19 protein-coding genes and 1 pseudogene are annotated in these 23,546 nt (G+C 67.0%); 6 read left to right on the forward strand and 14 right to left on the reverse strand.

Annotated features, from left to right (window positions below):
- Positions 1-445: 445 nt before the first annotated feature.
- The 3 genes from BLU17_RS26635 to BLU17_RS26645 form a co-directional block, all read right to left on the reverse strand.
- Positions 446-1,039 (reverse strand): IMPACT family protein, encoded by a 594-nt coding sequence (locus BLU17_RS26635; protein WP_092003760.1) that lies wholly within the window; start codon positions 1,037-1,039, stop codon positions 446-448.
- 803 nt (positions 1,040-1,842) lie between these two features.
- Positions 1,843-2,160, reverse strand: coding sequence for a hypothetical protein (locus tag BLU17_RS26640; RefSeq protein WP_092003763.1), 318 nt, complete (start codon positions 2,158-2,160; stop codon positions 1,843-1,845).
- A gap of 317 nt (positions 2,161-2,477) precedes the next feature.
- Positions 2,478-4,148 carry an acyl-CoA synthetase gene (locus BLU17_RS26645; RefSeq protein WP_092003766.1) on the reverse strand — a complete coding sequence of 557 codons (1,671 nt, stop codon included), beginning with the start codon at positions 4,146-4,148 and terminating at the stop codon, positions 2,478-2,480.
- A gap of 173 nt (positions 4,149-4,321) precedes the next feature.
- On the opposite strand from BLU17_RS26645, the gene BLU17_RS26650 reads away from it, so the two are divergent.
- The gene (locus BLU17_RS26650) at positions 4,322-5,197 is read left to right on the forward strand and encodes a Crp/Fnr family transcriptional regulator (RefSeq protein ID WP_092003769.1); all 876 of its coding nucleotides are present in this window, start codon (positions 4,322-4,324) and stop codon (positions 5,195-5,197) included.
- Between the two features lie 161 nt (positions 5,198-5,358).
- Positions 5,359-5,721, forward strand: coding sequence for a DUF4148 domain-containing protein (locus tag BLU17_RS26655; RefSeq protein ID WP_092003867.1), 363 nt, complete (start codon positions 5,359-5,361; stop codon positions 5,719-5,721).
- Positions 5,722-5,753: 32 nt separating this feature from the next.
- Here BLU17_RS26655 and BLU17_RS26660 read toward each other — a convergent pair whose 3' ends face one another.
- The 3 genes from BLU17_RS26660 to BLU17_RS26670 form a co-directional block, all read right to left on the reverse strand.
- Positions 5,754-6,377 (reverse strand): LysE family transporter, encoded by a 624-nt coding sequence (locus BLU17_RS26660; RefSeq protein WP_092003772.1) that lies wholly within the window; start codon positions 6,375-6,377, stop codon positions 5,754-5,756.
- Between the two features lie 130 nt (positions 6,378-6,507).
- The gene (locus tag BLU17_RS26665; RefSeq protein ID WP_092003775.1) at positions 6,508-8,253 is read right to left on the reverse strand and encodes a peptidoglycan D,D-transpeptidase FtsI family protein; all 1,746 of its coding nucleotides are present in this window, start codon (positions 8,251-8,253) and stop codon (positions 6,508-6,510) included.
- 202 nt (positions 8,254-8,455) lie between these two features.
- A complete protein-coding gene (locus BLU17_RS26670) occupies positions 8,456-10,003 on the reverse strand; it encodes a methyl-accepting chemotaxis protein (RefSeq protein WP_092003870.1) in 1,548 nt (515 codons plus the stop codon).
- 348 nt (positions 10,004-10,351) lie between these two features.
- Here BLU17_RS26670 and aepX point away from each other — a divergent pair, with 348 nt between their 5' ends.
- The 3 genes from aepX to BLU17_RS26685 are packed head-to-tail and all read left to right on the forward strand — an operon-like array spanning position 10,352 to position 14,341.
- Positions 10,352-12,079 carry a phosphoenolpyruvate mutase gene (gene aepX / locus BLU17_RS26675; RefSeq protein WP_092003778.1) on the forward strand — a complete coding sequence of 576 codons (1,728 nt, stop codon included), beginning with the start codon at positions 10,352-10,354 and terminating at the stop codon, positions 12,077-12,079.
- On the forward strand, positions 12,076-13,263 hold the full coding sequence (gene aepY, locus BLU17_RS26680; protein ID WP_092003781.1) for a phosphonopyruvate decarboxylase: 1,188 nt from the start codon (positions 12,076-12,078) through the stop codon (positions 13,261-13,263). Before aepX ends, aepY begins: the two co-directional genes overlap by 4 nt.
- A 10-nt stretch (positions 13,264-13,273) precedes the next feature.
- Entirely contained in the window at positions 13,274-14,341 is a 1,068-nt protein-coding gene (locus tag BLU17_RS26685) for a 2-aminoethylphosphonate aminotransferase (RefSeq protein WP_092003784.1), read from the forward strand.
- A gap of 129 nt (positions 14,342-14,470) precedes the next feature.
- Here BLU17_RS26685 and BLU17_RS26690 read toward each other — a convergent pair whose 3' ends face one another.
- The 6 genes from BLU17_RS26690 to BLU17_RS26710 all read right to left on the reverse strand — a co-directional run bounded on the left by BLU17_RS26690 (position 14,471) and on the right by BLU17_RS26710 (position 21,023).
- Entirely contained in the window at positions 14,471-15,700 is a 1,230-nt protein-coding gene (locus tag BLU17_RS26690; protein ID WP_092003873.1) for a PepSY-associated TM helix domain-containing protein, read from the reverse strand.
- Positions 15,701-15,961: 261 nt separating this feature from the next.
- Entirely contained in the window at positions 15,962-16,111 is a 150-nt protein-coding gene (locus BLU17_RS33345; protein ID WP_176929205.1) for a hypothetical protein, read from the reverse strand.
- A gap of 160 nt (positions 16,112-16,271) precedes the next feature.
- The gene (locus BLU17_RS26695; protein ID WP_092003876.1) at positions 16,272-16,859 is read right to left on the reverse strand and encodes a nucleotidyltransferase family protein; all 588 of its coding nucleotides are present in this window, start codon (positions 16,857-16,859) and stop codon (positions 16,272-16,274) included.
- 150 nt (positions 16,860-17,009) lie between these two features.
- Positions 17,010-19,241: a xanthine dehydrogenase family protein molybdopterin-binding subunit gene (locus BLU17_RS26700; protein ID WP_092003787.1), complete on the reverse strand. Its 2,232-nt coding sequence runs from the start codon at positions 19,239-19,241 to the stop codon at positions 17,010-17,012.
- Positions 19,238-20,278 (reverse strand): FAD binding domain-containing protein, encoded by a 1,041-nt coding sequence (locus BLU17_RS26705; protein WP_092003790.1) that lies wholly within the window; start codon positions 20,276-20,278, stop codon positions 19,238-19,240. Before BLU17_RS26705 ends, BLU17_RS26700 begins: the two co-directional genes overlap by 4 nt.
- A gap of 16 nt (positions 20,279-20,294) precedes the next feature.
- Complete coding sequence (locus tag BLU17_RS26710; protein ID WP_092003793.1) at positions 20,295-21,023, reverse strand: (2Fe-2S)-binding protein; 729 nt, start codon at positions 21,021-21,023, stop codon at positions 20,295-20,297.
- 151 nt (positions 21,024-21,174) lie between these two features.
- Between BLU17_RS26710 and BLU17_RS32695 the strand changes: the two genes are divergently transcribed.
- The gene (locus tag BLU17_RS32695) at positions 21,175-21,459 is read left to right on the forward strand and encodes a hypothetical protein (RefSeq protein WP_143189346.1); all 285 of its coding nucleotides are present in this window, start codon (positions 21,175-21,177) and stop codon (positions 21,457-21,459) included.
- Between the two features lie 56 nt (positions 21,460-21,515).
- Here the strand turns inward: BLU17_RS32695 and BLU17_RS26715 are convergent, their stop codons facing one another.
- The gene (locus BLU17_RS26715) at positions 21,516-22,808 is read right to left on the reverse strand and encodes an aspartate carbamoyltransferase (RefSeq protein WP_092003796.1); all 1,293 of its coding nucleotides are present in this window, start codon (positions 22,806-22,808) and stop codon (positions 21,516-21,518) included.
- Between the two features lie 484 nt (positions 22,809-23,292).
- Positions 23,293-23,523: pseudogene (locus BLU17_RS26720) on the reverse strand (DUF2866 domain-containing protein); the annotation flags it as partial.
- Between the last annotated feature and the right edge of the window lie 23 nt (positions 23,524-23,546).

Below are 23,546 nucleotides of genomic sequence, written 5' to 3' on the forward strand. Positions count from 1 at the left end.
ATTCTTTCCTTTGCCCGTGCAATATCGCACGGGAATCCGCGTTGCTTTTTTGCGCGCGTTTAAGTTTGTCTTAATTTTGGCTCGCCATTATGAGCCGGTCGGGTCGATTCGATAGTTCGATTCGCGGTTGTTCTTCACGTCCCCTGTTGGCCGCCGATTTCATCGGCGGCCTTTTTTTTGCCTCCCGATGTTTGCTAGCGTCAAGTCGCGTCCGGGTTTCATGATCGGTCGCGCGCGTTCTCTGGCGCAATGCCTTGTTCATGATTGGTCCCGAGTGCGCCCCGTTATTCGCGCCGCCGAAAAGCTGCGTCAGATATCGCTTGTTGTTGTTCGTCGTCTTGAGCGTATCGATCTCCCGTTTGGCGCTGTCGCGTAGCTCGATGCCGTGACCGAAAAGGCGCTGGGAAAATTCGCGCGGCGTCGCGGCGGCGGGTCGCCAGTCGGCTCACACGTGCTCGGGAAAGCCCGCGCGGCCTTGCGTGAGGTCGCGCAGCGCGAGGCGGGCGGCATCCACGGCGCTGGCGGGAAGCTGGATCGTGAGGCGCACCGTCATGGCGTACTGGCTGTCGGCGAGGACGAACTGCGCCTGCTCGATCCAGTGGCGCACGCGCGTTTCGTCCGGGTAGCCGAGTTCGATCGTGAGACGCGCCTGTGCAATGCGCTCGACGCGCGTCGCACCCTGCAGGGCCCTCGCGATGGCGTCGGTGTAAGCGCGCACGAGACCGCCCGCGCCGAGCTTCACGCCGCCGTAGTAGCGCACGACGGCGGCTAGTACGCCGTCCAGATCGTGGTGGCGCAGCACTTCGAGGATCGGCCGCCCGGCGGTGCCAGATGGTTCGCCGTCGTCGGACATGCCGGACTGGCCGCCCGCGAGCAGCGCCCAGCAAACGTGGGTGGCGGCGGGATGCTCGTCTCGCAGGCGGCGCAGTTCGGCCATGGCCGCTTCGCGGTCGGCAACGGGGATCGCGTGCGCAATGAAGCGGCTCTTGCGGATATCGAGTTCCGCGCTGACAGGATGGGCAAGGGTAAAGGTTGGCACAGCAGGTTGGCAAAACCGCGGATCGGCGGTTAATGGCAGGCTAAACCGCCATGTTAACCGATGCGGGCCAGGGACTTTCCACGTCCGTCCCCATATCTTGCCAGTTTCCGTAATGGTTTTTTGCGCTGAAGGCTAGTGACGGTCCGTCCGGCGGCATCGATAATGCTTGGCATGACGGATCTAGCTCTGGCTGGAGCGACGCCGAACTCCTCATTCGGTGATCCGTCATTCGCTTTCCCTCGCGACGCCGTTCTGGCGGGCGCGATGTTCCACAAGTCCAGGCGCAAAAAAATCCCCGGTCGGAATGTTTCACGACCGGGGGTCACAAGGCTCGCCTGTTCTCAAGAGGCGACTCCACCTTACGTCCGCAAAATTGCGCCGGCAATTGGAAAAAAAACGGGTAGGCGTTGCACCAGGGAAGCGCTAGCGAGCGCGCAAAAAAATCCCGGCCATCGCTGGCCGGGCAATGAGAATACACCGTGCGCTCCGGGGAACGAAACGCCCAATCACGTTACTCGCGGGCCGCGCAGCAAGCAACGCTTGCGCATTACCTGCCATTACTGACGGCCGCCTTTCGTGCAGGGCCCGCCCGGGCCTGGTATGAGGCATTGCGTGTGGAATCGGCGGCGCTACGGGCATTTTCGGCCTGGCCGATCCTTATGCGCGACGGGTTGCGTGCTCTTGCGCACCGCGAAGCAAGGCGGTGAAATGCACCGAGGCCGGTTTCCCTTCGGGGGAGAAACCGGCCTCGGTATGCTGCTTCAGCGGGACCTGACGATATCAGATCATGCGTATTCGACAGATCAGTAACGCGGCGGGGGCGGCGGACGACGGTCGTCCTCGCGGTAGCGCGGGGGACCCGGATCGTGCGGATGGTGGTGCATCCACTCGTCGTGTTCCCAGTACCGATGGCCGTCCCAGTAGCGGTTGTCGTGCCAGCCGATGGACAGTTGCACGCCCACCGGCATCATGTGCGGTTCACCGTATTGCGGCGCCGAATCGGCGCGCAGCGCGAACGGTGCGGATTGAGCGAAAGCGCTCGATGCGCCCATCAGTGCGCCGCCGGCGATCATTGCGGCAGCAAGGGCGCGGGCAGGGGTCTTCCAGCTCTTCGTATTCATGCGGTTACCTCCTCTTTGGTTGCGTCGTCACGCGGCATCGGATGCTTTGTGTTTCGACCACGGTTCAAAGCTTATCGGCCGGAGGAGGCGGAATACGTGACGACTTGTAAGCTTTCGTTTCACACGATCCGTCACACAAAAAAGGCCAATCTGACAATTGGCCCTTGATGTGAAACAGTTCAGGCGGCGCAGTTGACAAATGATGCGATGGATTTAAGGGTCACGTTGTCAACTGAGGTTACATTCGGGCGGCGCGGGCCGCCCGAATGGGTCGCGTTATCGCGCCGTCGGGGTCGCGAAACGCCATTCAGCGCGCGCTAGTCCTGCGTTTTCGTCGTTGCCGGGGCGCCGCTCAAATCAATTGCGCTTTGCGAACCCAATTGCGTGCGCAACTCGTATTTCTGGATCTTGCCGGTGGCCGTGCGCGGCAACTCGCCGAATCTCACGACGCGCGGCACCTTGTAATGCGCGAGAAACAGACGGCAGTGCGCGATGATCTCCTCGGCCGTGGCGCTCGCGCCGGGCCGCAACTCGACGAACGCGCAAGGCACTTCGCCCCACTTCGGATCGGGCATCGCCACGACGGCCGCGAGCGCGACGGCCGGATGGCGATACAGCGTGTCCTCGACTTCGATGCTCGAAATGTTTTCGCCGCCCGAGATGATGATGTCCTTGCTGCGGTCGGTGATGCGCACGTAGCCGTCGGGCGTCATCACGCCGAGGTCGCCCGTGTGGAACCAGCCGCCGCGGAATGCTTCCTCGGTGGCGCGCTCGTTCTTCAGGTAGCCCTTCATACAGATGTTGCCGCGGAACATGATCTCGCCGAGCGTTTCGCCGTCGGCCGGCACGGGCTCCAGGGTCTGGGCGTTGCGCACGCTTACGCCGCTTTGCAGGTGATAGCGCACGCCCTGGCGGGCGGCGAGGCGCGCCTGTTCGTCTTCGGGCAGCGTCTTCCAGTGCTCCTGCACGGCGCACACCGCAGCGGGACCGTACACCTCGGTAAGGCCATAAACGTGTGTGAGTTCGATGCCGATCGACTTCATCTTCGCGATCACGGCCGGCGGGGGCGGTGCGCCGGCCACCATGGTGCGCACGGTGTGCGCGATGCCTTCGCGATATTCGGCGGGGGCGTCGGCGAGCGCGCCCTGCACGATCGGCGCGCCGCAATAATGGGTGACGCGCTCGTTGCGAATGAGGTCGAACACGAGCTTCGCGTCGAACCTGCGCAGGCACACGTTCACGCCCGCGCGCGCGGCGATCGTCCACGCGAAACACCAGCCGTTGCAGTGAAAGAGCGGCAGCGTCCAGAGGTACACGGCGTGCTTGGGCAAGTCCCATTCGAGGATGTTGCTTACCGCGTTCAGGTACGCGCCGCGATGGTGATAGACCACGCCCTTCGGGTCGCCCGTGGTGCCCGAGGTGTAGTTGAGCGCGATGGCGTCCCACTCGTCATGCGGCGGCGCCCAGGCGAACTCGGGGTCGCCTTGCTCGAGGAAGGCTTCGTAGTCGGTGGCGCGCGGGAAGTATTCGGGATCGGCGGGCGCGACGTCGGCCACGCTGATGATCTTGAGATTGGGAAACGCGAGCGCCGCGCGTTGCGCAAGCGCGCCGAACTCGGTATCGACGATCAGCGCCTTGGCTTCGCCATGACGCAGCATGAACAGCATGGTGGCGACGTCGAGCCGCGTGTTGAGCGTGTTGAGCACCGCGCCGAGCATGGGAACGCCGAAATGCGCTTCGACCATTGCGGGGATGTTGGGCAGCAGCGCCGCCACAGTGTCGCCGCGGCCGATGCCGGCCTGCGCGAGCGCGCTCGCGAGCCGGCGTGTGCGGGCGTAGGTTTCGCGCCAGTTGCGGCGCACGTTGCCGTGGACCATCGCGAGGCGATCGCCATAGACTTCGGCTGCGCGGGCGATGAAGTCGATGGGCGTGAGCGGTACATAATTGGCTTCGCGTTGCGCGAGTCCGTCTTCGTACGGATGCAACATGACAGTGTCTCCGGTATCGATCGCTGGGCCCGGGGGGGCCGGTTATCGGTTTATAGGTATGATTCGCGCTACCGTAGCAGGGCTGTGCATGCCAGTCTGTCACTGGCGCGACAGAGCGGGGCCGCGATGAACGATCCCGCACCATACGATTGACCCAACACCAGGAAAGCGCGATGTCGCAGTCCATTATGCCCCCGGAAGGTACTCCGCCCACTCGCGATCCGGCCGCCGATGCCGGCCGCGCCGCTTCTCAAGCCGCCTCTCAAGCCGCTTCCCGGTCCGCCTCCCAGTCCGATTTTCAGGCGGCGTCTCACGCCGCTTCGCACGGCACATGGCGCGAAGGCGAGCGCATCGACGGAGCGAACGCCCCGCGCCTTGCCGCGCTATTCGAGCGCTGCGCGTGGTTTCGCGCGCTCGCGCCCGAGCATCGCGCGTGGGTGCTCGCGTCCTCGCACGCGCAAGGCTATGCGGCGGGCGCGATCGTCGCCGCGCGCGAAGCGCCTTCGGACTGGTGGCTCGGCGTGAGTTCGGGCCTCGTGAAGTTAGCGATCTTCAACGCCTCGGGGCGCGGCTGCACGTTTTCGGGCGTGCCGCATGGCGGCTGGTTCGGCGAGGGCAGCGTCATCAAGCGCGAGCCGCGCAGGTACGACGTGATCGCGCTGCAGCCTTCGCTCGTGATGGCCGTGCCCGCCGACACCTTTCACCGGCTCATGGACTGCAGCCTGCCGTTCAACCGCTTCGTGATTCATCAGCTCAACAACCGCATGGGCGAGTTCATTGCGCTGATCCAGAACAGCCGGTTGCTCGACGTGGATGCGCGCGTCGCGCAGTCGCTCGCGCAGATGTTCAATCCCGACCTCTATCCCGAAACGGGCCGGGCGCTCGAAATTTCGCAGGAGGAGATCGGCATGCTGGCGGGCGCGTCGCGGCAGCGCATCAATCAGGCGCTGCAGATGCTGGAGCGGCATGGGCTCGTCGCGCTTTCGTACAACCGGGTGGACGTGCTGAATCTCGACGGCCTGCGTGCGTTCGGCCGCGACCAGATTTGAGCCGCGCAGAAGTCCTTACCAATCTTGCGAAGAATGGAAGGCTCTCTCCCGCGCCAAGCCGTTTTTGCGCGCAGCCTCGCTGCGTAAGCTTTGCTTATCGACTCGCATGGCGAATTTGCCGCGAGCGTGTTGATAGCAAAGGAAAGCACGTGAAGAACGCAATGCAACGCATGGCGCTGGTTTCGATGATGGCGATCGTTCCCGCGGTGTCGTTTGCCCAGTCCAGCAGCAACAACAACGGTCCGGTGACGCGGGCACAGGTGATACAGGAGTTGATCGATCTGGAGTCGGTGGGCTACCACCCGGCTTCGGCGAACGACGCCACTTATCCGGACGATGCGCAAAGCGCCATGCGCCGTCTCGCCGCGAAGCGTGCCGATGAGGCGCGCCTCGCGCAGGAGCGCCAGCAGCAGGAGCCGGCCGCGCAATCGGGTTATGGCGCGCCGCCCGCGCCGAGCGGCGAATCGGGCGCGCCCGCGGTCGTATCAGGCGGTGCGACGCCGTCTGTGTATCGCCATCATTAACGCCTGCGGCGTGACGCAAGCGGCCGTGCCGCTCAGCGCTTGAGCGCGAGCCGCGCGCCGATGCCGACGAGCACGGCGCCCATTACCGCGTCGATCGGACGGCGCAGCTTGCGGTAGCCGCGTTGAACGCGGTCGGTAGAGAACAGCAGCGCCATGGCGCTGAACCAGCAGACCGATACGCCCGCAACGGTCGCGATCATCGCGCCGTGCGCCCACATCGGCGCGTGGGCAGGCAGCAGCGTCACGAACAGGCTGCCGAAGAACGCCGCCGCCTTCGGGTTGGTGAGGCCCACGAGCAGACCACGACGGTAGGCATGCGCGGCGCCGGTTTGCTTCGCTGCCACGGCGGGCCCGGCGGCTTTCGCGCCTTGGCGCAGGCTCAGCAGAATGCGCGCGCCGAGGTAGAGCAGATACGCCGCGCCCGCCATGCGGATGCCTTCATAGAGCCACGCGAGCTGCGCGAGGATCAGACCCAGACCGAAAACGGCCAGTGTGGCCCAGAGTGCGTGCGACGTGGCGATGCCCGCCGCAGCGAAAAGTCCGGCGCGGCGGCGTGCGAAAGCGTGCGAGGTGACGGCCAGCATGTCCGGGCCGGGACTGGCGCAGGCAAGCAGCATGACACCGGCGATGGCGGCGAGTTGGGGCAGGAAATTCATGGCGATGACGGCGGGGTTCCGAAACGATGAAGGCGGGCGCGCAGGCCATCGACATCGCTGCCCGGCGCGGACGAAAGTCCCGAGAATAACGCGAATGCCCGCGCCGCGCTAACCGCGCCTTCGGGCGCGCTCACGCACCTTCGGCGCCGGCCGGCGTATCGGGCGGAACGCCGAGCAACTGCAGCGTGCCGGCCGTCACGCCCGAGAACACCGGCCCCGCCACCGTGCCGCCATAGAACGCCTTGCCCGCCGGGTCGTCGATCATCACGGCCACTATGACGCGCGGCGCGCTCATCGGCGCCATGCCGACGAACAGCGCGCGATAGCGGTTCTTCGCATAGCCCGCGCCGACCTGTTTGCGCGCGGTCCCTGTCTTGCCGCCCACGCGATAGCCTTCCACGCTGGCGGCGCGGCCCGTGCCGCCGTCGCCCGTTGCCATTTCCAGCATGCCGCGCATGGCGGCCGCCGTGGCCGGCGTCGTCACCGCGCGCGGCGCCAAAGCCGGCGTTGCGCCAGAGCCGCCTTGCGGATCGCGCAGCAGCGTGGCCGGATGCAGCGTGCCGTTGCCAGCGTAGGCCGTATAGATCTGCGCCATCTGCAGCAGCGACGCGGAAAGGCCGTAACCGTATGCCATCGTCGCCTGCTCGATGGGGCGCCAGCGCGCCCATGGCCGCACGCGGCCCGGCGCCACGCCCGGGAACGTGACGCCGGGCTTCTGCCCGAGGCCGTACTCCTGATACTTGTCCCAGATGGTCTGCGCGGGAAGATTCAGCGCGAGCTTCGCGAGGGCGATGTTGCTCGACTTCTGGATGGCCTCGGCCACGGTCATGCGGCCGTGGTTCGAGGTGTCGTGAATCGTCGCGGGGCCGATGCGGTAGGTGCCCGGCGACGTGTCGACGATCGTGGTCGCGCTGACCTTGCGCAGGTCCATCGCAAGCGAAACGACCACGGGCTTGATCGTCGAACCGGGCTCGAACGTGTCTACCACGGCTCGGTTGCGCAACTGCCTGCCCGTGAGCCGCGCGCGGTCGTTCGGGTCGAACGACGGCCAGTTCGCGAGCGCGAGGATCTCGCCGTTCTGCGCGTCGAGCACCACGACGCTGCCCGCTTCCGCGTGATGCTTCGCCACGGCCGCCCTGAGCTGCGTGTAGGCGAGTTGCTGCACGCGCCGGTCGATGGTGAGCTGCACGGTCTCGCCGTTGCGCGGCTGCACGCGCTCGCCCGGCTCCGAGACGACGCGCCCGAGCCGGTCGCGAATCACCTCGCGCTGGCCCGGCGTGCCGCGCAGGCGCGCGTTCGCGGCTAGCTCCACGCCTTCCTGGCCCGTGTCTTCGATGTCGGTGAAGCCCACCACGTGCGCGGCGGATTCGCCTTCGGGGTAGTAGCGCTTCGCGTCCGCGATCAGGGTGATACCGCCCGTGCCCATCTCGTCGATGTGCGCGGCGGTTTCCGCGTCCACCTGGCGCTTGAGCAGCACGAAGGAGCGGTCGCTGCCAATGCGCCGCTCCAGTTCCGCGAGCGGCATGTCGAGCAGGCGCGCGAGCGGCGCGTGCGCGGCGGCATCGAGCAGCCTGGGATTCGCCCAGACTTCGAAGGTCGCGAGGCTCACCGCGAGCAGCGCCCCATTGCGATCGACGATGCGCCCGCGCATGGCGTCGAGTTCCAGCGTGCGCTGGTAGCGCTTTTGCCCCTGCTTCACATAGAAGCCGTGATTGGCGACCTGAATCCAGAACGCGCGCCCCGCCAGCGCCGCGAAGGCCGCGAACATGATGAACACGATGAATTTCGAGCGCCACATGGGCAGGCGCGGCGCGAGCATCGGGTGACGGGTCGCGGCCGCGTGCGGGTCGCGCGGCGGTTTCCTGGAACGGATCATCGGCAAGGCAGGCGGGAGGGCTTGGCAGCGTCACATTGTAAACATGATGTAATTTAATTGAAATGATGGGTGCGCTGGTCGCAGGACGATGGGCGCGCGTTGGGCGCCGTCATGCGCGGCAAGCGGGTGGGAAAGCGGAGGGGGTGGAAAGCGAACCGGGCCGCGAACGCGGCCCGGTGAAGACGTCACGAAACCGGCGACGTTACGCGTGCGCAGGCAGGCGGAAGCTCGAAATCGACTCTCGCAGCGCGCTCACCTGATCCTTGAGCGAGTGGGCCGCGGCCGCGGCTTCTTCGACGAGCGCCGCATTTTGCTGCGTCACCTGGTCCATCTCGCCCACGGCGCGGTTGACCTGCTCGATGCCGGCGCTCTGCTCGCGCGAAGCGTTGCTGATCTCTTCGAGGATCTCGTGCACGCGTCGCACCGACTGCACGATCTCGGTCATCGTCGAGCCCGCGTTGGTCACGAGCTGCTGACCTTCGGTCACGGTGCCCGTCGACTTCTCGATCAGCGCCTTGATTTCCTTCGCGGCGGTTGCGGAGCGTTGCGCGAGGCTGCGCACCTCGGCGGCCACCACGGCGAAGCCGCGGCCCTGTTCGCCCGCGCGCGCCGCTTCCACGGCTGCGTTCAAGGCGAGGATGTTGGTCTGGAACGCGATGCCGTCGATCACGCCGATGATGTCGCCGATCTGCTGCGAGCTCGTCGTGATGTCGCCCATGGTGCGCACCACGTCGTCCACGACGGCGCTGCCGCGCGTCGCGACGTCGGCGGCCTGGCTGGCGAGCGACGCCGCGTGCTGGGCGCTGTCCGCGTTGTTGCGCACGTTTGCCGTCATCTGGTCCATGCTCGACGCGGTCTCCACGAGCGCCGCAGCCTGTTGCTCGGTGCGCTGCGAAAGATCGGTGTTGCCCGCGGCGATCTCGTTCGCGCCCACGTTGATGTTCTCGGCGCCGCTGCGCACGCGCGACACGGTTTGCACGAGCGAGGCCTGCATCGTTGCGAGCGCGCGCATCAGGCTATGGTCGCTCGAACCCTCCGCCTGCACGCGCAGCGTGAGGTCGCCTTGGGCGATGCGGTTGGCCGCGCCCACCGCGACCTCCAGTTCGCCGCCGATGCTGCTGCGCACGCTGCGCACCACGAGCACCATCACCGCGGTCGCGGCGGCGCCCAGCAGGAACGTCACGCCGAGCCAGCGCAGCAGGCTGCCGTAGAATTCGGCGCGCACGTCGTCCATGTACATGCCGGTCACGATCACCCAGTCCCACGGCGCGAAGCGGCGGCCGTAGCTCGTCTTGGGCACGGGCTCGCTGTGGCCGGGCTTGGCCCACAGGTAGTCGAGGAAGCCGCCGTTCGGCCCGCTCGCCGCCTGCACGAGTTCGGTGAACACGCGGGTGCCCGCGGGATCGGCGAAGTCGGTGAGCTTCTTGCCGTCGAGCTCAGGCTTGATCGGATGCATCAGCATGACTTCCTGCGAGTCGTTGACGCTCAGATAGCCGTCCGTGCCATATCGCATCGAGCCGATCACGGCGAGCGCCTGCTTCTGCGCGTCGGCTTCGGGCAGGACGTTGCGTTGCGAGAGGGCGTGGTAGTAGCTGGCGATGCTCGTCGCCTCTTCGACGAGGGTCGAGAGCTGCGCGCGCCGCTCGCGGATCATGGACTCGCGGCTTTGCCAGGCGCCAAAGGCGACGATCAACAGCAGGCCGATCCAGAGGATCGCGATCATCGAGCGAAGCTTCTTGTTGAGTGTCATCTTCTGCATGTTCGGTCGGTATTCCACGTGGGCTGCATGATTGGCGAAACGAGGCCGCCAAAGTGTGTTAACGGCGCACGCAAACGTGAGCGACACCCAGGGCGAACCCTGCCCAGGCAGTCTTTTGTCATACGAAACAGGCCGCTGACCGCGCAGATGACGGCGCGCTGAAAAACCGGCGAATCGGCCGATAAAAGCCACAAATTTCACTGCAACTCCATGATTTGCCACTATTTGCGGCGATTAGCTGCGGATGCGAATCATTTTCGATATAGTCGCGATTTTGGTCCTGCGCCGGCCTGCCCCGCGGCCGGCGACGACGCCGGGACGTCCACTGGAGTGACAAGAATGAATGCACGCGAACCCGCACCGGTTCTCGCCGCGGCTTCCGCCTCTCGCAGCGCACGGCTGCGCCAGATGCTGATCGGCAGCGAACTCGAATTCCTGATGGAAGCGCACAACGGCCTCTCCGCGCGCATCGCGCGCGAGGCGGGTTTCAAGGCGATCTGGGGCTCGGGCCTCTCGATCTCCGCGCAGTTCGGCGTGCGCGACAACAACGAGGCGAGCTGGACCCAGGTGGTCGACAACCTCGAATTCATGGCCGACGCGAGCGACCTGCCGATCCTGCTCGACGGCGACACCGGCTACGGCAACTTCAACAACGTGCGCCGCCTCGTGCGCAAGCTCGAACAGCGCGGCATCGCGGGCGTGTGCATCGAGGACAAGCAGTTCCCGAAGACCAACAGCTTCATCAAGGGCGAGGCGCAGCCGCTCGCCGACATCGACGAGTTTTGCGGCAAGATCAAGGCCGGCAAGGATTCGCAGACCGACGAGCACTTCTCGATCGTCGCGCGCGTGGAGGCGCTGATCGCGGGCTGGGGCATGGACGAAGCGCTCAAGCGCGCCGAGGCCTACCGCCTCGCGGGCGCGGACGCGATCCTCATCCACAGCAAGCTCTCGAAGCCCGACGAAATCCTCACGTTCGCGCGCGAATGGGCCGGCCGCGGTCCGCTCGTGATCGTGCCGACCAAGTACTACAGCACGCCGACCGACGTGTTCCGCAAGGCGGGCATCAGTTGCGTGATCTGGGCGAACCATCAGATCCGCGCGGCCGTTTCGGCGATGCAGGCCGTGACGAAGACGATTCACGATACGCAGACGCTCGTCGACGTCGAAGACCGCATCGCCGCGGTCAACGAGATTTTCCGGCTGCAGGACGCCGACGAATATTCGGAAGCCGAAAACCGCTATCTCTCGGCCACGCGCTCGGCGGGTTCGGCGATCGTGCTGGCCGCGAGCCGCGGCTCGGGCCTCGACGCCGTCACCGAAGACAAGCCCAAGGTCATGCTGCCCGTGGCGGGCAAGCCGCTCCTGCGCTGGCTTGTGGACGCCTTCAAGAAAGAGGCGATCAACGACATCACCGTGGTGGGCGGCTACCGCGCCGACGCGATCGACACCGCGGGCATCAAGCTCGCGCGCAACGAGCGCTATGCACAAACGAACGAGCTTGCCTCGCTCGCCTGTGCCGTCGATGCGCTCGAGAACGACACCGTGATCTCGTATGGCGATCTGCTGTTCCGCAGCTACATCTTGCGCGACCTGGTGGAAAGCGAAGCCGAATTCAGCGTGGTGATCGACTCGTCGCCGGATTCGGAGAATGCGAGCGTGCGCGATTTCGCGTGGTGCACGGCAGGCGACGATCGCGGCCTCTTTGGCGGCAAGGTGTTCCTCGAGCGCGTGTCGTCCGGGCCGGCTACGCCGGGCGAGGCTCGTCATGGCCGCTGGATCGGCCTCATGAACGTGCGCGGCGCGGGCCGCGCGAAGCTTGCGAAGAAGCTCGCGCGACTGCAGACGCGCGCCGATTTCGACACGCTCGACATGCCCGCGCTGCTCAACGCGCTGATCGAAGACGGCGAACAGATCGAAGTGCAATACGTGCGCGGCCACTGGCGCGGCGTGAACGACCTCGAAGACTTCCGCCGCGCGGGCGACTTCGCGCATGCACAAACGCCGATCGGCAGCGATGCGACGTCCGCATCGGCCGCGTCGGGCGGCAAGGCCGGGGGCCGCGCATGATCGAAGCCGCACAGTTCGTCGAAGCGGCGCGCACGCGCGGCTTCGAGTGGTATGCCGGCGTGCCGTGCTCGTTTCTCACGCCGTTCATCAATTACGTGCTGCAGGACGAATCGCTGCACTATGTGAGTGCCGCGAACGAGGGCGACGCGGTTGCGCTGATCGCGGGCGTCGCGCTCGCGGGCAAGCGCGGCATCACGATGATGCAGAATTCGGGCCTCGGCAACGCGGTGAGCCCGCTCACCTCGCTCACGTGGACGTTCCGCCTGCCACAACTGCTGATCGTGACGTGGCGCGGCCAGCCGGGCGTCTCCGACGAGCCGCAGCACGCGCTCATGGGCCCGGTCACGCCGCAGATGCTCGACACGATGGACGTGCCTTGGGAGCTGTTTCCGACCGAGGCCGACCAGATTGCGCCGGCGCTCGACCGCGCGATCAGGCACATGGACGAAACGGGCCGTCCGTATGCGCTCGTCATGCAAAAGGGCAGCGTCGCGCCGTACGAGCTGAAGGGCGGCGGCGCGATGCCGCAGAAGCACGCGTTGCCCGTCGCGCAGGCAAGGTGGAACGCACGGAGTCCTGATCAACTGCCGACGCGCCGGCAGGCGCTCGAGCGCGTGGTCGCCGCGACGCCCGCGCAATCGACGGTGGTCGTGGCATCGACGGGATTCTGCGGCCGCGAGCTCTATGCGCTCGACGACCGTTCGAACCAGCTCTACATGGTCGGCTCGATGGGCTGCGTCACGACGTTTGCGCTCGGCCTCGCGCTCGCGCGGCCCGACCTCAACGTGGTCGCGCTCGATGGCGACGGTGCGGCGCTCATGCGCATGAGCGCGTTCGCGACGCTCGGCGCCTATGGGCCGCCGAACCTCACGCACGTGCTGCTCGACAATGGCGCGCACGACTCGACGGGCGGCCAGGCCACCGTCTCGGCGCAGGTGTCGTTCGCGAACGTCGCCGCCGCGTGCGGTTATGCCGATGCCGTGGAAAGCGACGATCTCGCCGCGCTCGACGACGTGCTCGCCGCCGCGCGCGAACGCGCGAAGGGCGCATCGGGTGTGGAAGGCACACGCTTCGTACGCCTGACGATCCGCCGCGGCACGCCCGACGGCCTGCCGCGCCCCACGGTCACGCCGCCCGATGTGAAGACGCGTCTCATGCGCCATATCGGCGCGCTCGCCAACTAAGGAAACGCCGATGCTTTTGCTCAACCCCGGTCCGGTCACGCTCACCGAACGCGTGCGCCGCAGCCTGCTCCAGGAAGACCTGTGCCATCGCGAAAGCGAGTTTTTCGACGTTCAGGAGGAAGCGCGCACGCGCCTCGTGGCCGTCTACGATCTCGATCCCGCCCAATGGCAGGCTGTGCTCATGACGGGCTCGGGCACCGCCGCGGTCGAGAGCATGATCTCGACGCTCGTGCCCGCGAACGGCAAGCTGCTGATCGTCGAAAACGGCGTGTACGGCGAGCGCATCACCGCGATCGCCAAACAGTACGGCATTGCGCACGACATCGTCAGGCACGACTGGATGCAGGCGCCGGACCTCGCGCGGATCACGGCTGCGCTCGACAACGACAAGTCGATCACGCACGTCGCGATCATTCATCACGAAACCACCACGGGCCGCCTGAACGATCTGCGCGCGCTGGGCGAAGCATGCCGCGCACGCGGCGTGCAGATGCTCGTGGACGGCGTGAGCAGCTTCGGCTCCGAAGCGATCGACTTCGGCGACGCGAGCATCGCCGCGGTGGCCGCGACTGCGAACAAGTGCCTGCACGGCGTGCCTGGCGCGGCCTTCGTGGTGGTGCGCCGCGCGGCGCTCGCGCAGGCGTTCAGCCGTACGTATTATCTCGACCTCAAGCGTCTTGCCTCGCTGCAGGATCAGCGCAACACGCCGTTCACGCCTTCCGTGCACGCGTACTACGCGCTCGTCGAGGCGCTGCGCGAGCTGGCCGACGAAGGCGGCTGGCAGGCGCGTCACGCGCGCTATGCGGCGCTTTCGGAGCAGGTGCGAGCGGGGCTCGCGGCGCGCGGCATGGAGAGCGTGCTGCCGAAGGACGCGTCGTCGGTGGTGCTGCGCGCGTTTCGTTTGCCCGCCGGCGTCGACTATCCGAAGCTGCATGACGCGCTCAAGGCGCGCGGCTTCGTGATCTACGCAGGGCAGGGCGGCTTGTCGGCGGAACTGTTCCGCATCTCGACGATGGGCGACATTCATGCCGCCGACGTCGAGCGATTGCTGGCGGCGTTCGATGAGGTGACGCGCTGATCCTGCGCGGTGCCTGAATTCGGGCTCATGCACGAAAAGGCCTTGCGGCGATCGAATAACCGGTCGCCGCAAGGCCTTTTGCCTTATCTCGCGCACGCGTGCGGTGCGTGATGCGCTTTCGTTTGCAGGTCAGTTTGCCGCCCGCTCGCGCGTCCGCACCGTGCTCGCCGCCTTTCCCCCTTTCGCAGTCTTGCGCCGTGCGCGCGCCTTCTTGAGCCAGATGAGCACACCCGTCACGCTGAGCATCGCGACGACAAGGCCAGTGAAGCTGATGGCGATGCGGCCCGGCAGCCCTGCGATGCGGCCCGAATGTAGCGGAAACTGCGCCTGAATGAAGATGTCGCCTGCGCTGCCGTGGCCGGGAATCTGCCTTCCGAGCACCGCGCCCGTGCGCGCGTTCATGACGAGCCAGGGATTGCCGAGGCCCGCGTCGCCGTGGTCGTCGCCCGCCGCGTAGTAGCCCACGCCGTACACGCCGGCCGTCGGCACCGCGAAGAATCCTCCGGGCGGCGCGGTGATGCCTTCGCGGCGTCCCACGCTAGCGGCGGCGGCCACGATGCGCTCGCGCGCCGCGGCGTCTTCGGCGGGTGTGAGCGCGGGACCGGGCGCGACGCTGCGGAACGGGTCCGGCGCGAGCGTCGAGAAGACCGACACCACGGGGCGCACGACCTGCGTGCCGAGGTTCATCGAAATCGACGTGACGGCGATCACCATCAGCAGGCCCCAGAGCCACACGCCGCCCGAGCGGTGCAGGTCGAAGGTGAGTGCGTACCCGCCGCGCTTCACGCGAAAGGCAAGCGATTTGCGCCAGCTTTTCAGGCTCGGGAATGCGAGCACGATCGCAATGAAGCCGTCGAGGAGCCACACGATCCCCACCACGCCCATCGTCCATACGCCGAAGTCAATGCCCATCTTCGTCGGCAGGAACAGCGTGTAGTGGAGCTGGTAGAGAAACGGGATCAGGTTCTGGCGCGCGAGCGACGGCTTGCCCCACATGCGGCGGCCTTGCTCCGCGCCAGTTACCGGATCGAGCGCGACCTGGTTGAAGTCGAGTGTGAAGGGCTGCCCCGTTTGCGGGTCGATGCGCGGCGCCACACGCGCAATCCAGGTCTGGCCCGGCCCGACGGACAGCGGCATGAAGGTCACGACCGCATGCGGCTCGCCGGCTTCGAGGCGCTTCGCGAGTTCGAGCGCGGGCAGCGGCGTGCCCGGTGTCGCGCCACGGAAGAACGACGGGTTCAGCAGGGCGTCGAGCTCGTGGTCCCATGCGATCACCGCGCCGGTCAGGCCGGCGAGGAACAGGAAGGCGGCGGCGCCGAGACCCAGCCAGCGGTGCAGGCGCACCAGCAGCGGTCTCATGCGAAAACCCGGCTCGCCGGCCGGCATGCGGGGGCGAACGCGATCACGATTGGGCTCACGGCGATTTAAAAAAATGCAAATAGGAATCGTTTGCATTTTACGGATCGGCCGTCGATGGCGCAAGCCAGGCGAAAGGTGTGAATGGGGGGCGGAAGGGCGCGCGAGGCGCGCATGCCGAACCGCGGCGTCCGCGCAGTGCATGCGCCGACGCCGCCCGAGCTGCTGCTGGACCCGAGCCCGGCATGAAGCCGGGCCTGCGGGTCAGACGGGATCTTTGTCCGGCGGGCCTTCGGGCTGCTGCGGCTCGTCGTTGTGATGTCCCGGTGACGGCGGGGTGAGCGGGTCGCGTTCCGGGTCCCGCGTCGGATCGGCGAGCGGATCGGGAAGCGGAGTCGTATGCGAACAGATCATCGCGAAGTCCTCTTGCGCTGAAAGCGTATGGCCGGGTGGCGCGCGTCACTTTATAGCCTAGGCGATCGGTGTCGTGTGTGGCGGACATTCATTCGGACGTTTTCTATCGAATTCGCGTGCGATTTCCATTCAATCGCAATCGAAGAATCCAAGCCCGTTATCAAAGCCGGTTGAGGTCGGCCGGTGTGTCGATGTCGCGCAGGATGCCGGGATCGTCCACGTCGACGCGCGTGAGCGGTTGCGAGCCGAGGAGCGCGCGCGCGCCCGCGTCGCCGTCGAGCGCGACGAGCGCCGCGCGATGCGCGTAGCCGAAACCCACCGGATGCCCGCGCTGCCCGCGGTAAAACGGCGCGACGAGCGATGCGCCCGCATCCAGCGTGCGCGCCACGGCTTCGATCGATTCGACCGCGATGCGCGGCATGTCGGCGAGCGCCACGATCCAGCTTTCCGCTTCGTGGTCGATGTCCACGCCGGCCGCGAGGCTCGCGCCCATGCCGCGTTCGGCGTCGGGCGCGAACACTACGTCGCAGCCCGCGTCGTTGAGCACGTGGGCGAGCGTCTCCGCGCCAGGGCGCACGACGGCGATCACTTTCGGCACGACGCGCAGCAGGCGCTGCGCGGACTCGCGCGCGACGCAGTTGCCTTCGGGGAGCGGAGCGAGGAGCTTGTTGCGCAGACCGAGAGGATCGAAGCGCGAGCCGGTGCCGGCGGCGAGCAACACGCCGGTGGCGAACGAAGCATAGGCCATGGTGTGTGATGCCCGCGAGAAGGGGGAATCGTGATTGTGCGGCGCGAGCGTGCGCGAGGCAAGTCCCGCGCGCGCCATTCGCGCGGCGTTTGCCGACCGTTCATGCACTGTGCGAGTGCAGGACCCGCGTTGCAGGTCCTGCGGTGCGGATCAGGCAATCGGATTCATTTGCGGGACGGCCTTGTCGAGCGTGATCGGCAGATCTCGCACGCGCACGCCCGTAGCGTGATACACGGCGTTGGCGATGGCCGCCGGCACGCCGGTAATGCCGATCTCGCCAATGCCGCGCACGCCGAGCGGATTGAAGCGCAGATCCGGCTCGCCGACGAACAGCACGTCCAGTTCGCCGATGTCCGCGTTCACGGGCACGTGGTATTCGGCGAGATTGTTGTTCGCGAAGCGGCCCATGCGCGTATCGAAAAGGCCCGCCTCGTGCAGGGCCGTGCCCACGCCCCACACCATGCCGCCCATCAGCTGGCTGCGCGCCGTCTTTTCGTTGAGCACGCGGCCCACGTCGTAGACGCCGACTATGCGCGCGACCCGGATCGTGCCGACATCGGCATCGACGTGCACTTCGGCGAATACCGCGCCGAACGAGTGAAATGCGTACTGCTGCTTTTCCGCGCCCGGCTTCGCCGCGACTTGCGCTTCGATCGGCTGCCCGCCCGCGCGTGCGATGACGGCGGCGGCCGGGTCGCGACGCGAGGGGTCGCTGCGGCTCACGACCCAGCCGTCCTGCACGGTCACGTCGTCGTCGGCGAGACCGTAGACGGGCGAGCCGCGGTCGGCGCGGGCGAGCGCGACCAGCTTGTCGCGCGCCGCGGCGGCCGCGGCCTGCACGGCGGGCGAAACGCTCGCCGCCGACTGCGAGCCGCCCGACACCGGCGCGCTCGGCAAGGTCGAATCGCCCAGCGCGAAGCGAATGCGTTCGGGCGGGAAGCCGAGCGCGTCGGCGGCGACCTGCGTCATCACCGTGTAGGTGCCCGTGCCGATGTCCTGCGTGCCCGATGCAACCATCGCGGTGCCGTCGGGGAGAATGCGCGCCATGGCGCCCGCCTCGCTGCGATTCGCGGGATAGGTCGCGCTCGCCATGCCAAGGCCGATGAGGGTGTTGCCGTTGCGCATCGCGCGCGGCGTGCCCACGCGCCGCGACCACCCGAAGCGCTGCGCGCCTGCTTCGTAGCATTGGCGCAGCGCCTTCGACGACCACGGCTTGCCCTCTTGCGGCTCGTTCTCCGCATAGTTTTTCAGGCGCAGCGCGACCGGGTCCATCTTCAGGCGCCACGCAAGCTCGTCCATTGCCGATTCGAGCGCGAACGACCCGGTCGTCTCGCCTGGCGCGCGCATGAAGGTCGGTGTGCCGATATTCAGGGGTACGACACGATGGCTCGTGCTGCAATTGGGCACCGCGTACATCATGCGCGTGACGAGGCCGCAGGTCTCGAGCCAGTCTTCGAAGGTGGAGGTATGCGCGAGCGTGTCATGGCGCAGGCCCGTGAGCGTGCCGTCCGCGCGCGCGGCGAGCGAGAGGTGCTGCTCGGTGTGAGGGCGCGAGCCGACCGCTCCGAACATTTGCGGCCGCGTGAGCGCGAGCCGCACGGGGCGTCCGGTCTGCTTCGCGGCCATGGCGCACAGGCTCACGTGCGACCACGACGAGCCCTTGCAACCGAAGCCGCCGCCGAGAAACGGCGAGATCACGCGCACGTTGTCGGGCGCGATGCCGAACACCGCCGCAACGGCGTTGCGCGATCCGCTCACGCCCTGGGTGGCGTCGTAGAGCGTGAGGTCCGGGCCGTCCCAGTGTGCCATCGTCGCGTGCGGCTCCATTGGATTGTGGAACTGCGTGGGCGTGGTGTACACGGCGTCGAGGCGCACCGCGCCCTCGTGCAGGCCGGCCTCCACGTTGCCGCGCGCCGACTCGACAGGGCGGCCCATCGGACTCGGCGGCGCGTGGGCCTCGCGTTTCGCGCTGTCGAAGTCGAGCGTGGCCTGGGTGGGAGCGTAGGCGATGTTGATGTGACGCGCGGCGTCGGTGGCGTGTTCGAGCGTGTCGGCCACCACGACGGCAACGGGCTCGTTGCTGTAGCGCACGACGTTGTCCTGCAGCAGCGTGAGGTGACGTCCCGCCGGCGGCTTGAGCGGCGAGCGGCCGCCGTTGGGCAGGCGCATGGCGTTCTGGTACGTCATGACTAGCAGCACGCCCGGCATGGATTGCGCACGGCTCGTGTCGATCGACGTGATCGTGCCGCTCGCGATCGTACTCGTCACGAGCACCGCATGGGCGAGCCGCGTTTCGGGGAAATCGCCCGCATAGAGGGCGCCGCCCGTCACCTTGAGCATGCCGTCGATGCGGTCCATCGGCTGTCCGGTCAGCATGGTCATGCGAAATCTCCCGCGTTGTTTTCCGCTGCGTTTTCCGCTGTAGTGCCCTGCGTGCCCGCGGCCGCGAGCATCGTCGAACGGATGATCGCGCGCTGCGCGAGCCCGACTTTGAACGCATTGCCATTGAGGGGCTTCGCTTGCGCAAGCTCCGCCGCGGCCGCCTCGCGCAGCGTGGCCGCGCTCAGCATCTTGCCCGTGAGATGGTGCTCCGCCACGCTCGCGCGCCAGGGCCGATGCGCCACGCCACCCAGCGCGATGCGTACGGCGCGGACATGGTTGCCGTCGAGTTGCAGCGCGCTGGCGACCGAAACGAGCGCGAATGCGTAGCTCGCCCGATCGCGAACCTTCAGATAGTGCGAGTGTTCGCTGAAGAGCGGCGGCGGCAGATCGACCGAAGTAATCAGCTCACCTGATTGAAGCGTCGTATCGAGATCGGGCCGGTCGCCCGGCAGGCGATGGAACGCACCGAACGCGATCGCGCGCGACCCGCGCGGCCCGTTCACCTGCACCGTTGCTTCGAGCGCCGCGAGCGCGACGCTCATATCGGAGGGGTTCACGGCGACGCACTGGGCGCTCGCGCCGAGAACGGCATGCATGCGATTGAAACCGCCGATGGCCGCGCAACCGCTGCCGGGCGAGCGCTTGTTGCATTGGGCGAATGCGGTGTCATAGAAGTAAGCGCAGCGCGTGCGCTGCATGAGGTTGCCGCCCACGGTCGCCATGTTGCGCAGTTGCGGCGAAGCGCCCGCGAGCAATGCCTGCGAGAGCAGCGGGTAACGGGTGCGCACGAGCGTGTGGTTGGCCGCGTCGCTGTTGCGCACGAGCGCGCCGATGCGCAGTCCCCCGTTGGGCAGCGTTTCGATGGTGTCGAGCGCCGCGATGTGCGTGATGTCGACGAGCGTCACCGGATGCGCGATGCCGCCTTTCATGAGATCGAGCAGATTCGTGCCGCCGCCGATGAAGGCCGCGCCGGGGCGCTGCGCGGCCGCGATGGCGCCGTTCACGTCGGCGGCGCGCTGGTACGAGATGGCGTCCATGACGGTGCTCCCGAACTCACGCGCTGGCCGAGTGCGCGTCGCGCACCGCGGCCACGATGTTGACATAGGCGCCACAGCGGCAGATGTTGCCGCTCATGCGCTCGCGTATTTCAGCTTCGCTCAGTTGAGCGGGGCGCGTGCGCACATCGGGTGTCGCGGCGCTGGCCGTGCCCGCGGCGAATTCCGTGAGGCACGCCGTCGCCGAACACACCTGGCCCGGCGTGCAGAAACCGCATTGGAAAGCGTCGCGTTCGATGAAGGCGCGTTGCACGGGGCTCAACGCATTCGCGCTCGCGAGGCCTTCGACCGTGGTGATGCGCTGGCCCTCGTTCATCACCGCGAGCGTGAGGCAACTGTTGATGCGCCGGCCTTCCACGAGCACCGTGCACGCGCCGCACTGCCCGCGGTCACAGCCTTTCTTCGTGCCGGTGAGGCCCGCATAGTCGCGCAGCGCGTCGAGCAGCGTGACGCGCGGCTCGATATGCAGCACATATTCGCGGCCGTTGATGTCGAGCCTGACCGGTTGGGCCGGCGCGGGTGGCGGCGCTTCGGTTTCCGTGCTGCCCGGCGGCGCATTCTGCGCATGCAGATGAGGTGTCGCGCCCAGTGCGGCTGCGGCAGCGGCCGATTGCAGGAAGCGTCGGCGCGTGACATCGACGGGAGCGCGCGAGGCCGAAGCAGGAGGGGAACTTGGGGAGGCGTCGTCGCTTTCGCACGGCGCATCGAGGGGACGTTCGTTGGACATGGCGTTCTGCGGACTCCAGGATGAAGACGGAACGTAAAGAACGTAAGCCGGGACTTCAAGCGCTGGCCGCGCGAGTGGGCGCAGGGCTTCGTCGCGCAGCGGCGGGCCTCATTCGTGCAGCAATTCCGATGCCTCGGTCCACAGGCCGGGCATGCCAGAACTGCAAAGTGCACTTCTCGAACGCGAAAGTAAAGCGCTTACGCGTGAATTTTTCGCTGCGCCTCGGCTTGCCGGCATTTCGTGGCGCAACGCTGGCGCATGGCTGACGCCAGCCCGGCGCGAAGCTGGCGCGCTGGACAGGATTGCGAAAATTCCGTTTCCGACGCGGCGCGCGTCGAACGGTCAATCGGTACACACTCCGCGCGATCTTCGTGAAAGTAGCGAGCGTGACGTATCGCGAGCGCTAAAAAGCCAATCGGCCCGCAAGCGCGATTGACGCTTGCGGGCCGATCAGGTTGTGGGCGCAACCAGCAGGCGCGCCGTTCGACACCTTCAGTCGATGCCGTGGAACACGGCGTCGTCCGGACCGAGGTAGGCAGGCGGACGCCACACCGCATCGCGCATCGAGTGCTGCACGAGATTCTCCACGCCGAGCAACACCGCGAAGATCGCCATGCGCACCGGAATGCCGTTGTCGGTCTGGCGGAAGATGGCGAGGCGCGGATCGTGGTTCAGGTCGGTCGAGAGATCGTTCGCGCCGGGGCGGCTGTCACGCGGCAGCGGATGCATCACGAGCGTCTCGGCGCTGCAGCACTCGTCCATCAGCGCCTGATTGATCTGGAACTCGGGCGTGTAGCCTTCGAACGATTCGTCGGCAAAGCGCTCCTTCTGGATACGCGTGGCGTACACGACGTCCGCGCCGCGCAGACCTTCGCGCAGGTCGTGCGTCTGCTCGACCACGTGGCCGTTGGTGGAGATCTTGTCGACGATGTACGCGGGCATTTCGAGCATCGGCGGCGAAATGAGCGTGAACTTGATGCCGCGATAGAGCGCGAGCAGCTTCACGAGCGAGTGCACCGTGCGGCCGTACTTGAGGTCGCCGACGAGCGCGATATGAGCGCCGTCGACGATCTTGCCGAGGCGCGAGAATTCGCGCTGGATCGTGTAGAGGTCGAGTAGCGCCTGGCTCGGGTGCTCGCCGGGACCGTCGCCGCCGTTGATCACGGGGATATTCACGGCGCGCGCGAATTCGGCCACCGAGCCTTGATCAGGATGCCGAATCACCATCGCATCCACGTAACCGGCCATCACGCGGCTCGTGTCGTAGATCGATTCGCCCTTCGCCATCGAGGAGAACGTGAAGCCGGTCGTGTCGCACACCGAACCGCCCAGCCGGCAGAACGCCGCGCCGAAGCTTACGCGCGTACGCGTGCTGGCCTCGAAGAACAGGTTGCCGAGCACCGCGCCTTCGAGCACGCGCGAGATTTTCCGGCGGCGCGCAATGGGCTGCATGATGTCGGCCACGCGAAAGAGGGCCTCGACGGAGTCGCGCGAGAACTGGTCGACGGAGAGCAGTTGCGGCTTGCCCTCGAACTGCATCTGGCTCGCGAGCGAGCGAGCGTCTACGCTTTGCGTATAGTCTTCGCGCGGCTCGCCGCTCCCGACAATTTCCGAGACGAAGCGCTCGACGATCTCGGGCATCGCGCGCGATTCCTGCGACTCCTCTGGCAGCAGCCACGTGTCGAGCGCCCGGCGCGACACGCCGATGCGGCTCGCGAACGCGTCGCGGGTCATGTTCAGACGCCGCATGGCGTCACGGAGGAAGGCTTGTTGCGGAACGCTCATGCTGGCACCCGTGATTTCTGGTTGATGTACGCGGTGCGTATATTAGATCGACGGCGCGAGAAGTCAAGTTCTTTTGCCGCAAGCGAGTGACGCGGCGGCGCGAGCGTCTACTGGCAATGGCGAGAGCGCTGCGCGAAAGACGTCTTGCCGATGCGTGCTCGATCTGGCACACGCTCGTGCGCGCTTCGTTCGCGAAGCCGAATCGGGGGAGGGGGCCGTGAAGGCGGGCTTGCGGCATGCGGGCTGATCCGCAACGAGTTGCGCGCGCGCCGACGACGCCCGCGCGCGACGAACTGGAGGAGGAACCCGCGCGGCTGGTGGCGTGACGCGGCGCGGTGAAGCGCCGGCGCAGAGGGACATGCGGCGAGGATGAGCTCGCGGGGTGATGCTTCTAACGCGCCGCGCGTGCGCTTGCCCCGCTGCGCGAGCGGCGGCGCGTGCGCGGACGCTCAGCGGCGGCGGGTTCGCCGTTGAGCAGAATGCGCCTCCCGGGTACGTGCTGCGCCACGAGGCGCGCGATTTCCAGCGCCGTGCTCTCGGCCGGGACGACCTGGCGTCGGGCGCCTTCGTCGAGCGGCGTCGTCCATTCGACGAGCCGGTAGGCGCGGCCCCAAGGGTGCTGGGGCGGCGTGGAGACCCGGCACGACGCGACCGTCGAAGCCGCGCCGTCGCGCAGCAGGGACTGCAGGTGCACCAGCACGTCGTCTTCAACCATGACCTCGCTCCTCCTCGGTTTAC

The organism is Paraburkholderia lycopersici, assembly GCF_900096975.1.
In the GTDB taxonomy this organism is placed as follows: domain Bacteria; phylum Pseudomonadota; class Gammaproteobacteria; order Burkholderiales; family Burkholderiaceae; genus Paraburkholderia; species Paraburkholderia lycopersici.

Coding starts and splice junctions, on each gene's coding strand:
- BLU17_RS26640 (WP_092003763.1), bottom strand. CDS start 2,160: ATGAATACGAAGAGCTGGAAGACCCCTGCCCGCGCCCTTGCTGCCGCA.
- BLU17_RS26645 (WP_092003766.1), bottom strand. CDS start 4,148: ATGTTGCATCCGTACGAAGACGGACTCGCGCAACGCGAAGCCAATTAT.
- BLU17_RS26650 (WP_092003769.1), top strand. CDS start 4,322: ATGTCGCAGTCCATTATGCCCCCGGAAGGTACTCCGCCCACTCGCGAT.
- BLU17_RS26655 (WP_092003867.1), top strand. CDS start 5,359: ATGCAACGCATGGCGCTGGTTTCGATGATGGCGATCGTTCCCGCGGTG.
- BLU17_RS26660 (WP_092003772.1), bottom strand. CDS start 6,377: ATGAATTTCCTGCCCCAACTCGCCGCCATCGCCGGTGTCATGCTGCTT.
- BLU17_RS26665 (WP_092003775.1), bottom strand. CDS start 8,253: ATGATCCGTTCCAGGAAACCGCCGCGCGACCCGCACGCGGCCGCGACC.
- BLU17_RS26670 (WP_092003870.1), bottom strand. CDS start 10,003: ATGACACTCAACAAGAAGCTTCGCTCGATGATCGCGATCCTCTGGATC.
- aepX (WP_092003778.1), top strand. CDS start 10,352: ATGAATGCACGCGAACCCGCACCGGTTCTCGCCGCGGCTTCCGCCTCT.
- aepY (WP_092003781.1), top strand. CDS start 12,076: ATGATCGAAGCCGCACAGTTCGTCGAAGCGGCGCGCACGCGCGGCTTC.
- BLU17_RS26685 (WP_092003784.1), top strand. CDS start 13,274: ATGCTTTTGCTCAACCCCGGTCCGGTCACGCTCACCGAACGCGTGCGC.
- BLU17_RS26690 (WP_092003873.1), bottom strand. CDS start 15,700: ATGAGACCGCTGCTGGTGCGCCTGCACCGCTGGCTGGGTCTCGGCGCC.
- BLU17_RS33345 (WP_176929205.1), bottom strand. CDS start 16,111: ATGATCTGTTCGCATACGACTCCGCTTCCCGATCCGCTCGCCGATCCG.
- BLU17_RS26695 (WP_092003876.1), bottom strand. CDS start 16,859: ATGGCCTATGCTTCGTTCGCCACCGGCGTGTTGCTCGCCGCCGGCACC.
- BLU17_RS26700 (WP_092003787.1), bottom strand. CDS start 19,241: ATGACCATGCTGACCGGACAGCCGATGGACCGCATCGACGGCATGCTC.
- BLU17_RS26705 (WP_092003790.1), bottom strand. CDS start 20,278: ATGGACGCCATCTCGTACCAGCGCGCCGCCGACGTGAACGGCGCCATC.
- BLU17_RS26710 (WP_092003793.1), bottom strand. CDS start 21,023: ATGTCCAACGAACGTCCCCTCGATGCGCCGTGCGAAAGCGACGACGCC.
- BLU17_RS32695 (WP_143189346.1), top strand. CDS start 21,175: ATGCCAGAACTGCAAAGTGCACTTCTCGAACGCGAAAGTAAAGCGCTT.
- BLU17_RS26715 (WP_092003796.1), bottom strand. CDS start 22,808: ATGAGCGTTCCGCAACAAGCCTTCCTCCGTGACGCCATGCGGCGTCTG.